Source organism: Rhodococcoides sp. S146-33 (assembly GCF_059489205.1).
In genome coordinates this window covers 767,193-781,800 of sequence record NZ_JCAJWY010000001.1, presented here as the reverse complement: position 1 = coordinate 781,800, position 14,608 = coordinate 767,193, and the positions used below count along the sequence as shown (strand labels likewise).

Here is a 14,608-nt window from a genome sequence, read left to right as displayed (position 1 = left end):
ACCACTGTCATGCCGGATCTCTTCAGCTCGTTCACGCTCAAGGGCGTGACGCTTCGAAACCGAATCGGCATGTCGCCGATGACGATGTATCGCTCCGTCGACGGGAAGATGAACGAATTTCACCTGATGTACCTCGGTGCACGCGCGGCGGGTGGCTTCGGGATGGTCTTTCCGGAGCAGGTAGCGATCACGCCGGACGGACGCACTACCCCGGGTTGCGCTGGGATCTACGACGACGATCAGATCGAGGGTCACGCTCGCGTGACGTCGATGATCAAGGAGATGGGTTCGGTTCCGGCCATTCAGCTGGGTCACACCGGACGCAAGGGCAGCGAAGTCCCACCCTGGCAGGGCGGACACCAACTTCCGGCAGACCATCCCGACGGCTGGGAGTGTGTTGCGCCGTCGGCGATTCCGTACGGCGGTGACCACTCGTTCCCCGTCCACGAACTCACCGTGCCGGAGATCAAGGCGATCCATCAGAGCTACGCCGACGCAGCTGTCCGTGCTGCGGAAGCCGGTTACGAATGGCTGGAAATGCACTACGCCCACGGTTATCTCGGGGCAAGCTTCTTCTCCCCACTGGCGAATCAGCGCACCGATCAGTACGGCGGAAGCCTGGAGAACCGGGCACGGTTCCACCTGGAGGCGCTCGACGCGGTGCGTGAGGTGTGGCCGGAGAAGTACCCCCTCACCATGCGCTTGGGCTCGGATGACCACCACCCCGACGGGGTTCAGTTCGACGAATCCATGATCGCCATCGGATGGATGAAGGAACACGGCCTGGATATGGCCGACGTCAGCCTGGGCTTCAATACCGACGACATGGTGGACCCGCCTTTCGGGGACATGGGGTTCATGGTCGAGCGGGCCGCGCGGGTCAAGCGCGAGCTGGATATCCCGGTGACGTGCAGCTGGAATCTGGGAGTTCCGGAGAATGCGGACGCCGTGATCCGCGACGGCAAGATCGACGTGGTGTTGCTCGGTCGTCCGGCACTTGCCAATCCGCACTGGCCGGTGTGGGCTGCACGCGAGCTCGGCCATGGTGACCCGTTCTCGCTGGTGCCCGAGGACTGGAGCTGGTGGCTGAAGAATTTCCGCGGACACGACCCGAGCATCGGATTGCCGCCGGCGAAAGTTCTCGACGAGGAGCAGGAGAGGAAGATCGCGTAGTCGAGGGAAGGACCGGACGGCGATCACAGACCACCTGCGGACGGTAGGGTTCCAAGGGCTCGCATCATGAGGAGCCCAGTGGTGTTCTCGTATCGACGCGGAGGTTTGTGATGGCCGGCGGACTCGTAGCCCTACTCGACGACGTGGCAGCGCTGGCTCGCCTGGCCGCGGCCTCCATCGACGACGTCGGTGCCGCGACCGGTAAGGCAACGGCCAAGGCAGCAGGCGTTGTCATCGACGATGCAGCGGTGACGCCACAGTACGTTCGCGGCCTCGCGGCCGAACGGGAGCTCCCCATCATCAAGCGCATCGCGGTCGGCTCGTTGCGCAACAAGCTCCTGATCATTCTTCCGATCGCCCTGTTGTTGAGTCAGTTCCTGCCGTGGCTGTTGACGCCGATTCTGATGCTCGGCGGGTGTTACCTCAGCTACGAGGCCGCGCACAAGATCTGGGGTGCGCTGTTCGGTCATGGCGACCATCACGAGGCTGCCGAGGACGAGCCGCGTGACGAGGACTCGGTGGTCTCCGGTGCCGTGCGCACCGATCTCATTCTGTCGGCCGAAATCATGGTGATCGCACTGGACACCATTGCCTCGGAGGGCTTCTGGAGTCGGTTGATCATCCTGGCGGTCGTTGCCGTGGTCATCACGATCGTTGTCTACGGCGTCGTTGCGCTGATCGTGAAAATGGACGACATCGGTCTGAAATTGGCCGACGGTTCCACGGGATTCGTCGAAAAGTTCGGCCGAGGACTGGTCAAGGGCATGCCCAAGGTCATGTCGGTGCTGTCGGTCGTCGGCACGGCCGCAATGCTGTGGGTCGGTGGACACATCCTGCTCGTCGGTATCGACGAGCTCGGATTCCATCCGATCTACGAACTTGTGCACCACGGCGAAGAAGCGGTGCGCGGCGTGGCAGGTATCGGCGGAGTACTGGCGTGGATCGTCAATACTCTGGCGTCGGCGATCATCGGTGCGATCGTCGGCTGCATCATCGTGGTTGCGCAGCTGGGGATCTCGAAGGTACTTGCCAAGCGGTCCGCTGCGAAGTAGTGGCGGTATAGGCGACGACCTCGTCGGAGAGTCGGGTGTGTTCGTTGTCGCGTATCTCGGCTCGGACCTGGTCGCCTGCGGGGGTGCACGTTTCGTGTCCGACGACATTGCCGAGCTCACGCGGGTCTTCGTCGACGTCCGTTCCCGCGGGAACGGGGTGGGAGCGTCGATGGTCGAGTTCGTCGAAGAATGCATCCGCGAATCGCATCGCACGACAGTCAGATTGGATACCCGAGCGGACCTGATCGAGGCGCGGGGCCTGTACTTCAAGCTCGGCTATCAGGAGGTCCCGGCGTTCAACGCAGACCCCTACGCCGAAGTGTGGCTCGAAAAGCAGCTCTTCTGAACGGCTTTCGTCACCGACGAGCCAGCTCGAGAACCCGTCGTTCGGACATGGAAACATCGGCGAGCGATGCCGTCAACTCGTCCCACGCCCGCTGAACGCGGAGTTCGTCGCGGCGGAGTCGCTTCTGCGCAGCAGCAAGTCTGCGGCGTTCGACGAGAAGCATGTGGCGTTCGCGATCCAGCTGGGCCAGGACGAGATACGTGTGCGCATCGAACGGATACATTCCAACTCCTATGGTGTGGTGGGGAATCCGTGCATCAGGACCATGACGTGTTCGCGTTCCTGCGGGGTCGCGTTCTCGCCGTGTCGACGCCATTTGTCCACGACCGCGCGTAACTCCGTGTCCAGCTCGGCGGTTTCGCTTGCAGTCAGACGTAAGACATTGTCGGTACTGAACGCCGCCGATACCCACTCCGGTCCCCACGATTCGGACGTCCGGTCGAAGTCACGCAGCCGAGACCACTGGTGAGCCAGCCAGGAATCCTTGGACGCTTTTGCAACCGACAGTGACTCGGGGGAGTCGGAGAAGTCGTTCTCGGACCAGCTGAAGCCCTCCTCGTTGGCCTCCGACCACCACCGCTGACGCTTGTCCGATCCGTTCTCGACCTCCTTGACGAACCCGTGCTCGGCGAGCTTTCGAAGGTGGTAGCTCACCGAGGCCGGCGACTCGTCCACCAGATCGCCGAGCTGGGTCGCCGTCATCGACTTGTTGGCACGCAACGCATAGAGCAGGCGCAGCCGGATGGGATGCGTCAGTGCCTTCAGCTCGGACATGTCCGTCAGCTTCCGTGGCGTCCGCGGCGGTGGTGGTGGGCTCATGCACCAACCATAACCCGAAAGAAATATTCCGCAATAGTTCTTTCGGAACTAGCTGCTGTGCACGGTGACGGCGTAGCCGTCCGGGTCTTGCAGGACGAAGGTCTTGCCGAAGGGTCCGTCGAAGGGGTCGGTCAAGATGGTGACTTCGGCCGCGACCAGCGTTTCGTGTAGCGCCACGGCGTTGTTGCATTCGAGCCACAGTGCAACTCCGAGTCCTGGCTGCCCACTGTCGAGATCGGTTCCCGGAGCGGGGTTTCGGACGGCGAAAGGGATGGGCGAGGTGGTGAACACCACTGCTCCGGGTGGAGACTGGGGTGCGCGGACGAGGCCGAGCTGGGATTCGTAGAAGTCTGCGCTGACGGCGAGATCACGTACCTGGAGGGAGAGGAAGCTCGGTCCGGAAACGGTTGCAACGGTCATGTTGTGTCCTTTCGATGGTTCGTCAAGTCCTTGACGACAACGAATGTATGTCAAGATATTGACATGAGTCAAGTGGATGTCGACACCTCGATCGGGTACGCCCTCAAGCGGGCAACCTCCGCCTTGCGTTCGGCGATGGACGATTGCCTACGCGATCTCGACATCACCGTCTCCCAGTACTCGAGCCTCGAACTGCTCGCGCAGAAGCCGGGTCTGTCCAACGCCGAACTCGCGCGTGCGGTGTTCGTCAGCAGGCAGGCAACCCATCAACTGTTGGCCGGTCTCACGCGCGACGGCTTGGTGGAAATCGAGGGGGCAGGTCGAGACCAGCGCCTGCACGTGACAACTCGGGGCATGGAGCGCTTAGGGCAAGCGTCGGCCGCTGTGGCCTCCGTCGAACAGGTCATGATTGCCTCGCTGTCCACACAGGAGCGAGAAGTGTTGCACCGCAACCTTGTCGCGTGTGCCGAGGCTCTCGACGGGAATCAGCAGTCGTAACCTCACGCGACCGAGTCGAGGAACTCCAGCATCGCCGTGTTGAACTCCTTCGGCCGGTCCATGTTCGCGGCGTGACCGCACTTCTCCAGAACGACCGATCGACCGAGTGGATTGAGTTCCACCGACTCGGAAGCGTGTGCAGCAGGCCAGAACTGACTGTCGCGCCCGGCGACCATCAGGAACGGCCTGTCGTTGCCAGCAATGGTTGCGCGCCAATCCTGTGCTGCATGATCGGCGAGCAGAGCCTTCATCGGAGCCGCGTCGGGTGACGCCATCTTCGGCATCGACCGCATCGCGAATGCCAGTTTCAGCAGCGAAGGCACTGACTTCCACTGAGGCCTGCCGTGGCCCGTGCTAGGTATTCCGCTGTCGAAGAATGTCGTTCGATTTGCATCGGTAAGTCCGTAGAAGCCGTTCGACCAGTCCGCGCTGTTCACCATCTTCGGTGTCTGATCCACCGAGACAATGGCGCGCACGCGGTCGGTGCCGAACTGTGAGACGTACGACCAGACGGTGCTCGCTCCCATCGAACCGCCGATCAAGACGGCTTCGTCGACGCCCAACGCTGTCAAGAAGTTGGCGACATCGCGCCCGTGCCGCTCCATGGATGCGCCGTGGGTCGGTGCTTCCGATGCTCCATGGCCACGTCTATCGAGAGCCAGCACGCGATACCCGGCCGCTACCAACGCCTTCTGCTGTAGCGCCCAGGTGGTGGCAGGAGCACAGAAGCCGGCGATGAGAACTACTGCCGGACCGGTGCCCTCGTCGATGTAGCTCAGAGTGACGGAGTCGTCGGTGACCACTGTCGGCATGGCGCATCTTTCTGTCAGGCGAACTCGGCGTGCATTTCCCAGATCAGGATCTCGCTCGCAGTCGATGCTGTCACACGGTGTCCGCCTGTACCCGTGAGTCGGACTGCGTCACCTTGGGCGAGGTCGCCGACGTCCTCGAATACCGCGGAACCGTCGGCCATGAAGACATGACCGAACGGCGCGTCGGGAACGGTGATCGATTGTCCCGGCGCGAGGCGCGCAACATGAAGTGCCGCAAACCGATTGCCGATGTGCACGCCGCTCCTACCCGCGATGCCCGATGCCACACAGACGAGCTCACCGGATACCAACTCGTCTCGAACGTCCAGCTCTTCGTAGGAGGGACTCGTTCCGTCGGTGTCCGGTGGAATCCACATCTGTACAACGCGTAGCTTTTCCCGGCTGGTCAGACTCGACGCATTGCGTTCGGTGTGGCGAATGCCGGTGCCGGCACTCATTCGCTGAATCAATCCGGGACGAATCTGCCCGGTACTGCCTTCGGAGTCAGCATGTTCGAGAGTGCCTTCGAGTACCCACGTCAGAATCTCCATGTTCTCGTGCTGATGGGAATCGAACCCTTCGCCCGGAAACACTGTGTCCTCGTTGTGCACCATGAGCAGTCCGTGCGCATTGGCCGCCAGGTCGTAGTTGCCGGTGGCGGGAAACGACTGCTTGGAATCGAGCCATTCGTTCCACCAGTGATGGCGTTGTTCACCGGGTATGTGGGTGACCGTCACGACGCGTGGTTCCGCATTGCCGTGAAAGTGCGCGTGAGAGCGGCGAGGTCATTGGGATCCACCAGATCGAACATGTTCTCCCGCACCGACGCAACGTGTCCGGGGCTCGCCGAGGCGAGCGTCTGCATACCGGCCTCGGTGAGCTCGGCGGACATCCCACGCTTGTCGTCGTCGCATTTGACGCGAATGACCCAACCGTTGTCGACGAGTCGGCTGATAGCCCTGGTGACGCCGCTGCGAGTGGTGGTGACGGCATCCGCAAGTTCGCTCATACGTCGGCGACGGTCGGGCGCTTCCGAGAGCACGACCAGCAGCTCGAAGTCGGTGAAGGAGATTCCGGAGTCGCGTGTGAGTTGATTGTCGAGGTCGCGAAGCAGTAGCCGCGTTGCATCGAGGTACGCGCGCCACGCCTGCTGTTCGCCGGCATCGAGCCACCGTGGTGTTGCCATACCTCAATGCTAGTTGACATCGCAACTAACGGGTGTACTGTTCTCGGTAGTTGACGAAGCAACTACTTGACCGAAGGGTAGAGCGATGACCGAGACGGATCTACACACCACAGAGCGCGACCGCATTCGGAAGCAGTACATGATGCCGGCAGACGAGCGGCCTGCATCGTCGGCCCGAGGACTCCATCACACCGCTCTCGTCAGCAGTGACGTCGAGGCAACCGTGCGGTTCTATCAGGATCTGCTCGAGTTTCCGCTCACCGAGCTCATCGAGAACCGGGACTACCCAGGGTCGTCGCACTTCTTCTTCGACATCGGCAACAGCAACCTGTTGGCCTTCTTCGACTTCCCAGGCCTCGATGTCGGTCCCTACGCGGAGGTGTTGGGCGGCCTCCATCACGTGGCGATCAGTGTCGAGCCCACCCGCTGGGAGCACCTGCGTACCAAGTTGATCGACGCCGGAATCGAGTTGATCGAGCACAGTGATGTCTCGCTGTACTTCCGCGACCCCGACGGAGCGCGGCTGGAACTCATCGCCGATCCGCTCGGCGAGATGTACGGCTCGCACGTTCTCTGAGAACCCACCACTTCGAGATTCGAGGCAATGACATGACCTCTGCAGCAACCACACTCGACATCCGCCGAGCCGACGACCGATTCAAGACGAAGATCGGCTGGCTGGACTCCAAGCATTCCTTCTCGTTCGGTAATCACTTCGATCGCGGCAACACCCACCACGGCGTCCTCATGGTGAACAACGACGACATCGTCACCCCGGGAATGGGATTCGATACCCACCCGCATCGTGACATGGAGATCGTCACCTGGGTCCTGCAGGGATCGCTCGTGCACCAGGACTCGATGGGCCACTCCGGCGTGATCTACCCCGGTCTCGCACAGCGCATGAGCGCAGGCACCGGAATTCTCCACTCGGAGAAGAACGATTCGTGGCGACTGGGCGATACCGCGGGCTCGTATTCGAGCGAGCACGGAGATCCCGTTCGATTCGTCCAGATGTGGGTCGTACCCGACGAGCAGGGCATCACCCCGGGCTACGAACAGCTCGAGATCGACAACGAATTGCTCAGCGGCGGTTTGGTTCCCGTCGCATCCGGCATGCCCGACCATGCCGATCACGCCGCCATTCGCATCAAGAACAAGTACGCCGCCATGCACGTGGCGCGCCTACAGCCCGGGCAGGCACCGGTAGAAATTCCCGACGCGCCGTTCGTGCACATCTTCGTGGCGGAGGGTGAGGCGATGCTCGAGGGCGTGGGACTGTTGGCCGAGGGCGACGCCGTACGCGTCAGCGGAGGCGGCGGCCAAAAACTCAGCAGCGCAGGCGGTGCCGAAGTGATCGTTTGGGAGATGCACGCCGCAATCGCCGGCTAATCGGTCTCTCGGTGTGGTCGGAACGAATGCTCCTCGTGGTCGAGTTCGTGCTCGAGACTGCGCATGCTGTTGTCCGGTAGCCGGCCGGCATCTCGCCAACACAGCAACTCTTCGCGCTCGACCGCCAGGATGCGTCGTCGGGTACTCATCGCGGCGATCTGCTCCGGCGAGATGACCGAGTCGCCTACCTCGGACTCGTCCAGATGATCGAGTCGGCGGTGGTACCGGCTGATCCGATGCTCCAATTCGTTGCGCAGTATCTCCCGCCCCTCGTCGTCGAGCTTCTCCTCGTCGGCGATGCGATCGAGCTGTGACAGTGCAGCTTTGGTCGACCCCTCCCGCGCTTCGTTTCGCAGACGCGCTTCCGCTGCCGGATCGGCGACGACGTTCAGCTTTCGCACGAGCGGAGCGAACGTCAGGCCCTGTCCGACGACCGTCACCAGCACGACGAGAAACGCACAGAACAGCAACAGGTCTCGGCTCTCGAACGACTCACCCGAGTCGATCGTCAGGGGCAACGTGAACACGGCCGCGACGGTGATGACCCCACGAGTGCCGGCCCAGCTCATCACCACCGCCTCGCGTGCGGACAGCCCCGTGGTAAGCAACCACAGTGGCCGCAGTAGTAGGACGCCGGCGAGCGTGACGGTGACTGCGAGAGCGATTGTCGTCCCTGAGTAGGCCGACAGGCCGCGCACCACGGTCGGCAACTGTTCGCCGATCAACAAAAACACGAAGCCCTCGAGCAGTAGGTCGATGAGCCGCCACACCGCAGTGGTCTGTAGGCGGCTGGCTCCGGAGATGGCGTGGCGAGTGTGATGGCCGATCATCAATGCCGCGACGACGACGGCCAGTACTCCCGACGCATGGACCTCTTCCGCCGCCAGATAGGCAACGAACGGTGTCGCCAGCGACACGATGTTGAGCAGTAAAGAATCGTGAATGTATCGCTGCACCAATCGGATCAGCAGGGCGACGATCAGTCCGACGACGATGCCGCCGACTGCCGCCACTACGAACAACCCGCCGGCGTCGACGAACGTCATGTCCTGGCTCGAGATCGCGGCGATAGCGACGGTCAGCATCGTCAGCGCGGTCGCGTCGTTCAGCAACCCCTCCCCTTCGATGAGAGTGACCAGCCTCGGTGGAATGCCGGCGCGTCGACCGACCGCAAGGGCGGCCACCGGGTCCGGCGGTGCCACGGCGGCACCGAGCGCCATACCAGCGGCCAGCGTGATACCCGGAACGAGCAACCACAGGCCGACGCCCACGAGGGTCGCGGTCGCCACCACGAGGGCGACCGACAAACTCAAGATCGTCCACACGTTGCGGCGAATGGCGATCAGCGATGAGTTCAGGGCAGCGCTGTAGAGCAGCGGCGGGATCACCAGGGTCAGAACGACCTCGGGATCGAGAACGATGTCGGGCAACGCCGAGGCCGAGACGGCCAGGCCGGCCAAGGTCAACAATGCCGCCGCGGGCAGCGTCGTCTTCTTCGAGATCACCTGTGCGGCGACGATCACACCCGTAGCAGCCAGGACCAGGCCGAGAGTTTCTATCACCTGGATGTGTTCCACCAGGTCAGAGGTTCAAACTATCTCTTCAGCCCGAACATCTTCGCGATCGTCTTCTCCATGAACGTCGCCGGCAGCAATCGTCGCGCCAGAAATACGACCGGTGCGTTACTTCCTCTGGCGTACAGGGGTTTCGGCTTGTCGGCCTCGATGGCCTTCAGTACTACCTCGGCGACGTCCTCGGCCGAGATGCCGGTTCCCTCCTTGCGATCCAGTGACGATATCGCTGTGTGGAAATCGTCGCGGTGGACCGAATCGGCGGCGATGTACTTGGTGCGGCGTTCGCTGATTCCGGTGTTGATCGATCCCGGCTCGACAGTGGTCATCCACACGCCGAAAGGCGAAAGTTCCAGACGCGCCGCGTCGGAGAAGCCCTTGATCGCTGCCTTCGTCGACGCGTAGGACGAGCGATAGGCGAGGGGGAAGCTGGCCAGCATCGAGCCGACCATCACGATGCGGCCGTAACCCCGCTCGCGCATACCCGGAATGACGTTCTGCGACAGCGTCACTGCGCCGAAGACGTTCAATTGGAAGAGTCGTTCGATGGCGTCGGTCGGCAGTTCTTCGAACGGTCCGGACTGGCTCTCGCCCGCGTTGTTGATGAGGACGTCGACGGCTCCCAGGTCGGCCACGAATGCAGTGATCGACGCGGAATCGGTGAGATCGAGAGCGCGATACTCGACGCCTGCTGCCCGTTGATCATCGCTCATCGAATCCGGGTTTCGCGAGGTGCCGATAACTCGGTAACCGCGGGCGACCAGCGCCGACGCGACAGCCTTTCCGATTCCCGACGAAGCTCCGGTGACCACTGCGGTGCGATTCATGCCCGAATGGTACCGGTGCGGTCGACCGACACCGCATGACGAAACAACCCATACCGGTTAGTCTGTTACCCGTGGAAACGAACTCCGCCGCCCTGCTGCTCGAGCACCTGTGCATGGCCTTCGGCCCAAAGCCTGCGGTCGACGACATGTCGCTGATGGTTCCGCCCGGTTCGATGTTCGGGTTGGTCGGACCCAACGGTGCAGGTAAGACGACATCGTTGTCCATGGCCGTGGGGCTGCTGAGACCGCAGTACGGGCGGAGTCTGGTCTTCGGCCGAGATGTCTGGGCCGATCCGATCGCTGCGAAAAAACTGCTCGGCGTGCTGCCCGACGGACTGACCTTGCCCTCCCAGTTCACCGGCCACGAGCTTCTCACCTACATCGGTCGACTGCGCGCGATGCCGGAGGATGTCATCGCGCAGCGTCGAGACGAGCTGTTGGACGCCTTGGATCTCACCGACGCCGGAGGAACCGTCATCGCCGACTACTCCGCGGGAATGACCAAGAAGATCGGGCTGGCCTCCGCGCTGCTGCACGGGCCCCGATTACTGGTGCTGGACGAGCCGTTCGAGGCCGTCGACCCCATCTCCTCCAGCACGATCCGCACCATCCTCGTCCAGTTCGTCCGATCCGGCGGGTCGGTGATTCTGTCGAGCCACGTCATGGCGCTCGTCGAGCAACTGTGCACGCACGTCGGCGTCATCACCGGCGGCCGAGTGGTGGCGGCCGGAACCGTCGACGAGGTCCGCGGCGGCGGGACCCTGGACGATGCCTTCGTTCGCCTCGTCGGCACCCGCGAGCAGAACCCGGACGGCCTGTCCTGGATGCGCTCGTGATGTCGGTAGACCGCACCGTCCTGCAGATGCGAATGACGCTCTACCGCAGGCAGTTCAAGGGCGGGCAAGCGGTGATCAGGACCGTGTTCGGATTGCTGGGGTTGGCCTTCGCAGTTCTCGCATGTGTGATGGCGGCGCGAACCGACGCGTCGCAGGTTCTCGTGGGCGGCACCGCAAGCCTCGGACTGACTTTGGTGGGCCTGAGTTGGGTGCTGTTCCCGGTACTGTCGGGCATCTCCGACGACAACATCCAGCCTCGCCACTTCCAGCTGTTGTCCGTCGACCCCGCGCGACTGGCCCGTGCGTTGCTGACGACGTCGGTGGTCGGCATGGTGGTTCCGCTCACGATCGTTGCCGCGGCGTCCATTCCGATTTACGCCGCGTCGCGCTGGGTCGCGGCACTGCCTCTGGCTCTGGTGGCCTGGCCCGCCTCGGTGGTGTTCTTCGTGACGCTGTCGAGGGTGGTGACGCTGGCGATGTCGCAACTGCTGAAGAGTCGACGCAGTCGCGAGTTCGCGTTGCTGGCGTTCGGAGCCATCTTCGGCGGCTTGTACTTCCTACAGTTCCCCATCACTCAGAATCTCGATCGAGTGCTGTCGGGCGAGGTGTCGTGGCCGCTCACGCTGGCCCATTCGATCCCGTTCAGCTGGGGAATCACCGGTGTCGACGCTGTGCTGCAGGGCAACTGGTTGCTGGGGATCGGCGCAGTGGCGGGATTGCTACTGCTGGACGTCGCACTGGTGTGGGCATGGCATCGATTGGTTCTACGCCACTTCGAGGGACGGGTCTTGACGTCGTCGGGATCGACCCGTAAGCAGACGGCAGCGAAGGGCCGTGACGGCGCAGCAGGGTGGCGGGCCACGCGGGTCGGTGCCGTGGTGACCCGGGAGCTGTCCCTGTGGCGCGGTGACATGCGTCGCCGAAGTCAGTTGCTGTCGGTCCTGATCTTTGCTGTGTTGGCTGGTATCGGCCCGTTGGTGACCGACTCGATTCCGTTCAGTGCAGCGTGGGGCGCGTGGATCGTGATCATCATGGCGGTCGGTGCGGGATCGAATTCGTACGGTCTCGACGGCAGTTCGATGTGGCACCTCGTGATGATTCCGCAGGCCCTCCCCGACGACATCCGTGGTCGACAGATTGCCTGGTTGCTGGTCGCCGCCCCCTTCGCGATCGTTCCGGTGCTCGTGGTTCGAGTGTTCGGCGACCTCGGGCTCGACCGAATGGAGATCCCTGTCGCATTGACGATCTCGATGCTCGGAGTCGGAGCCGGTCTGACAGCAGTGAACTCCGTGCGCGGTGCCTACCCGGTGCCCGAAGCGACGAAGTCGTTCTCGATGAACACACGGGGATCCTTCACCGGCAATGCCTTCGGATTCCTCGTACTCGGGATAGTGGTCCTGGCCGTGTCGGTCGTGCCCGTGCTGCTGCTCGCGTTTCTTCCCGGCGCGTGGGCCTATCTGTCGATTCCGGTGGCCGTGGCGATCGGTTGGCTGGGGATGTGGTGGGGCGCGCGGATGGCAGTCACCGCGCTGGTTCGTGACTCCGACCGAATCTTGAATTCAGTGCTGTCACGGTAACTCTCGAATTGTCCGGCAAGGATTTCCCGCAGCGAAGGTGTGCGGCGGTACGTCGCGGGTGACGACACTTCCGGCTCCGATCACCGAGTTGTCGCCGATGGTGACTCCTGGGCACACGATGACTCCGGCACCCAGCCAGATATTGTTTCCGATGGTGATCGGAAGGGCGCTCTCCCAACGGTTTCGGCGAGCTTCGTGATCTTCCATGGGATGCAACGGTGTCAGTAGTTGCGCGCGCGGACCGATCGAGACGTCGTCGCCGATGGTGATACGTGCGCAGTCCAGCATGATGGCGTCGTAGTTGACGAAGGTGTTCGAGCCGATGGAAATGTATGTGCCGTAGTCGCATTGGAATCGCGGCATGATCGTCGAGTCCGCGCCGATGGATCCGAGCAGCTCGCCGAGTAGTTCGCCCCGTTCCTCGGTCCGGTCCGCCTCGGTCGCGTTGAATCTGTCGAGCAGCTTGCCGCACGACACCCGAGACGCCACCAGTTCGGGATCACTTTCTCGGTAGAGTTCGCCGCGCAGCATCAGGTCTCGATTTCCGCTCATGGGTGTCACGCTACAAGCCGGTGGAGATCTCGAACAGTGCGACGCTGAACCACGAACTCCCATCGCCGAAATCGCGCCGACCGACGTGGCGGAACCCCTGCCGCAGGTAGTAGCTGCACAGGTCGGGGTTGGTTTCGGCGCAATCCAGACGAAGCAGGGTTCGCCCTTCCTGCCGGGTCCGCTGCACCGCCCACTCGAGCAACGACGCGCCGAGTCCCGTTCCTGATTCGTTTCTGTCGATCACCAGTCCGTGCACATAGCCTGCGGGTTCGCCCTGTTGCGGCCAGATGGCTGGATCGGCCCAGATCAAGCGCAGTGCTCCGACAATCGGCCCACCCGGGTGCCGTCGAGCGACATAGAACTCCCCTGCCTCAATCTGAGCAGCAACGGTAGACAGCGGTAGCTCGCGCGGTGTCCACTGATCGATTCTCCGGGCGGCCAACCAATCCTCGGCAGCGTGCCGGAGGCCGAGTATCGTTGCTGCGTCGTCGACGGAGGCGAGATCTACGATGAGCACGGTGCCATCGTACGGAGGTGATCAGTCCTGTGGTGAACGTACTTGTGGTCGAGAGTGATTCGGACCGAAAGGCCTTTCCGTCGATCGATGGAGTCCACTTCCGAAGCTGCGCGATCACTGGCCTGGTCGATGCCGTGGCGTGGGCAGAAGTGCTGTTGTTTCGCACGTTCGAGGCCGTCGATCTTCGCGCCGTCTGGCCGAACGCTGCCAACCTGAGGTGGGTCCACGCGTCCAGCGCGGGGGTCGATCGACTCCTTGATCCCGGGCTGCGCGAGGGTCCGTGGCTGCTGACCAACTCGGGAGGCGTACTCGATAGGGCGATAGCCGAATACGTCGCAGCCGGAATCCTGGCGTCCGTGAAGAATCTGCCCCAGGCTCTTCGCCGTCAGCGTGAGCGAGTGTGGGAACACCGAGTCAGCACGGGAGTTCACGGTAAACGTGCTCTGGTCGTCGGACCGGGCTCGATCGGAAGAGAAATCGGCAGGCTACTCGGCGCACTCGGTATGCGCGTCGATGCGTCGGGGACATCCGAACGCCCGGGCGATGCGGAGTTCGCGCGCATTCGTCATGTCGAAAAATTACGTTCGTATGCGGGCGAGTACGACGTCATCGTGCTCGCGACACCGTTGACCGAGCGAACCCGTGGTCTCGTCGGTCCCGAGGTACTCGCGGCCATGAGTCCGGATGCGGGTCTGGTCAACATTTCTCGCGGTCCGGTGGTCGACGAACAGGCGCTGTGCGTGGCCTTGGCCTCCGGCGCGATCGGGTGGGCAGTGCTCGACGTTTTCGAGGTCGAGCCGCTGCCGGCATCGAGCCCGCTGTGGGACATGGACAACGTGATCCTGACCGCCCACCTCGCCGGCGATACCGACGACTTCGCCGAGCGGTTGTGGCAGCTGTTCGAGGACAACTTGAAGCGCTACCTGCACGGTTCGCCGCTGGTCAACGTGGTGGACAAGCAGACGGGGTATGTCCAGCGGTAGTTCGGATCGGCAAAGTGTGTGTAACAGCGCGTAGCGTGTACTAGGGT

The 14,608-nt window shown here is 62.8% G+C and carries 19 protein-coding genes; 9 read left to right on the top strand and 10 right to left on the bottom strand.

What is annotated here, in order from left to right:
- Window positions 1–9: 9 nt before the first annotated feature.
- The 3 genes from AC5WEY_RS03765 to AC5WEY_RS03755 all read left to right on the top strand — a co-directional run bounded on the left by AC5WEY_RS03765 (window position 10) and on the right by AC5WEY_RS03755 (window position 2,571).
- Entirely contained in the window at window positions 10–1,173 is a 1,164-nt protein-coding gene (locus tag AC5WEY_RS03765; RefSeq protein WP_495644746.1) for an NADH:flavin oxidoreductase/NADH oxidase, read from the top strand.
- Window positions 1,174–1,283: 110 nt separating this feature from the next.
- Window positions 1,284–2,225, top strand: a complete 942-nt coding sequence (locus AC5WEY_RS03760; RefSeq protein WP_495644745.1) for a DUF808 domain-containing protein — start codon at window positions 1,284–1,286, stop codon at window positions 2,223–2,225.
- The gene (locus AC5WEY_RS03755) at window positions 2,146–2,571 is read left to right on the top strand and encodes a GNAT family N-acetyltransferase (protein ID WP_495644744.1); all 426 of its coding nucleotides are present in this window, start codon (window positions 2,146–2,148) and stop codon (window positions 2,569–2,571) included. The genes AC5WEY_RS03760 and AC5WEY_RS03755 overlap by 80 nt, the downstream gene beginning before the upstream one ends.
- Window positions 2,572–2,581: 10 nt before the next feature.
- Here AC5WEY_RS03755 and AC5WEY_RS03750 read toward each other — a convergent pair whose 3' ends face one another.
- The 3 genes from AC5WEY_RS03750 to AC5WEY_RS03740 are packed head-to-tail and all read right to left on the bottom strand — an operon-like array spanning window position 2,582 to window position 3,810.
- Entirely contained in the window at window positions 2,582–2,794 is a 213-nt protein-coding gene (locus AC5WEY_RS03750; protein WP_495644743.1) for a hypothetical protein, read from the bottom strand.
- Between the two features lie 8 nt (window positions 2,795–2,802).
- Window positions 2,803–3,390 carry a helix-turn-helix domain-containing protein gene (locus AC5WEY_RS03745; protein ID WP_495644742.1) on the bottom strand — a complete coding sequence of 196 codons (588 nt, stop codon included), beginning with the start codon at window positions 3,388–3,390 and terminating at the stop codon, window positions 2,803–2,805.
- A 48-nt stretch (window positions 3,391–3,438) separates the two neighbouring features.
- Window positions 3,439–3,810: a VOC family protein gene (locus tag AC5WEY_RS03740; protein WP_495644741.1), complete on the bottom strand. Its 372-nt coding sequence runs from the start codon at window positions 3,808–3,810 to the stop codon at window positions 3,439–3,441.
- A gap of 63 nt (window positions 3,811–3,873) precedes the next feature.
- On the opposite strand from AC5WEY_RS03740, the gene AC5WEY_RS03735 reads away from it, so the two are divergent.
- Entirely contained in the window at window positions 3,874–4,308 is a 435-nt protein-coding gene (locus AC5WEY_RS03735; RefSeq protein WP_057478286.1) for a MarR family winged helix-turn-helix transcriptional regulator, read from the top strand.
- A gap of 2 nt (window positions 4,309–4,310) precedes the next feature.
- Here the strand turns inward: AC5WEY_RS03735 and AC5WEY_RS03730 are convergent, their stop codons facing one another.
- The 3 genes from AC5WEY_RS03730 to AC5WEY_RS03720 are packed head-to-tail and all read right to left on the bottom strand — an operon-like array spanning window position 4,311 to window position 6,306.
- The gene (locus tag AC5WEY_RS03730) at window positions 4,311–5,120 is read right to left on the bottom strand and encodes an alpha/beta fold hydrolase (RefSeq protein WP_495644740.1); all 810 of its coding nucleotides are present in this window, start codon (window positions 5,118–5,120) and stop codon (window positions 4,311–4,313) included.
- 14 nt (window positions 5,121–5,134) lie between these two features.
- Window positions 5,135–5,857: a pirin family protein gene (locus AC5WEY_RS03725; protein WP_495644739.1), complete on the bottom strand. Its 723-nt coding sequence runs from the start codon at window positions 5,855–5,857 to the stop codon at window positions 5,135–5,137.
- The gene (locus tag AC5WEY_RS03720; protein WP_495644738.1) at window positions 5,854–6,306 is read right to left on the bottom strand and encodes a MarR family winged helix-turn-helix transcriptional regulator; all 453 of its coding nucleotides are present in this window, start codon (window positions 6,304–6,306) and stop codon (window positions 5,854–5,856) included. Before AC5WEY_RS03720 ends, AC5WEY_RS03725 begins: the two co-directional genes overlap by 4 nt.
- Window positions 6,307–6,391: 85 nt before the next feature.
- On the opposite strand from AC5WEY_RS03720, the gene AC5WEY_RS03715 reads away from it, so the two are divergent.
- Together AC5WEY_RS03715 and AC5WEY_RS03710 are read left to right on the top strand one after the other, a co-directional pair.
- Window positions 6,392–6,883, top strand: coding sequence for a VOC family protein (locus tag AC5WEY_RS03715; protein WP_495644737.1), 492 nt, complete (start codon window positions 6,392–6,394; stop codon window positions 6,881–6,883).
- 32 nt (window positions 6,884–6,915) lie between these two features.
- Window positions 6,916–7,698 (top strand): pirin family protein, encoded by a 783-nt coding sequence (locus AC5WEY_RS03710; protein ID WP_495644736.1) that lies wholly within the window; start codon window positions 6,916–6,918, stop codon window positions 7,696–7,698.
- Here the strand turns inward: AC5WEY_RS03710 and AC5WEY_RS03705 are convergent.
- Together AC5WEY_RS03705 and AC5WEY_RS03700 are read right to left on the bottom strand one after the other, a co-directional pair.
- The gene (locus tag AC5WEY_RS03705) at window positions 7,695–9,275 is read right to left on the bottom strand and encodes a Na+/H+ antiporter (RefSeq protein WP_495644735.1); all 1,581 of its coding nucleotides are present in this window, start codon (window positions 9,273–9,275) and stop codon (window positions 7,695–7,697) included. The genes AC5WEY_RS03710 and AC5WEY_RS03705 overlap by 4 nt on opposite strands.
- Before the next feature lie 17 nt (window positions 9,276–9,292).
- The gene (locus AC5WEY_RS03700; protein WP_495644734.1) at window positions 9,293–10,096 is read right to left on the bottom strand and encodes an SDR family oxidoreductase; all 804 of its coding nucleotides are present in this window, start codon (window positions 10,094–10,096) and stop codon (window positions 9,293–9,295) included.
- A gap of 35 nt (window positions 10,097–10,131) precedes the next feature.
- On the opposite strand from AC5WEY_RS03700, the gene AC5WEY_RS03695 reads away from it, so the two are divergent.
- Together AC5WEY_RS03695 and AC5WEY_RS03690 are read left to right on the top strand one after the other, a co-directional pair.
- Entirely contained in the window at window positions 10,132–10,932 is an 801-nt protein-coding gene (locus tag AC5WEY_RS03695; RefSeq protein WP_495644733.1) for an ABC transporter ATP-binding protein, read from the top strand.
- On the top strand, window positions 10,932–12,509 hold the full coding sequence (locus tag AC5WEY_RS03690; RefSeq protein ID WP_495645519.1) for an ABC transporter permease: 1,578 nt from the start codon (window positions 10,932–10,934) through the stop codon (window positions 12,507–12,509). The genes AC5WEY_RS03695 and AC5WEY_RS03690 overlap by 1 nt, the downstream gene beginning before the upstream one ends.
- Here the strand turns inward: AC5WEY_RS03690 and AC5WEY_RS03685 are convergent.
- Together AC5WEY_RS03685 and AC5WEY_RS03680 are read right to left on the bottom strand one after the other, a co-directional pair.
- The gene (locus tag AC5WEY_RS03685) at window positions 12,501–13,061 is read right to left on the bottom strand and encodes a sugar O-acetyltransferase (RefSeq protein ID WP_495644732.1); all 561 of its coding nucleotides are present in this window, start codon (window positions 13,059–13,061) and stop codon (window positions 12,501–12,503) included. The two genes, AC5WEY_RS03690 and AC5WEY_RS03685, sit on opposite strands and share 9 nt — an antisense overlap.
- Before the next feature lie 10 nt (window positions 13,062–13,071).
- A complete protein-coding gene (locus tag AC5WEY_RS03680; protein WP_495644731.1) occupies window positions 13,072–13,578 on the bottom strand; it encodes a GNAT family N-acetyltransferase in 507 nt (168 codons plus the stop codon).
- Window positions 13,579–13,595: 17 nt separating this feature from the next.
- On the opposite strand from AC5WEY_RS03680, the gene AC5WEY_RS03675 reads away from it, so the two are divergent.
- Window positions 13,596–14,561, top strand: a complete 966-nt coding sequence (locus tag AC5WEY_RS03675) for a D-2-hydroxyacid dehydrogenase (RefSeq protein WP_495644730.1) — start codon at window positions 13,596–13,598, stop codon at window positions 14,559–14,561.
- Window positions 14,562–14,608 lie beyond the last annotated feature (47 nt).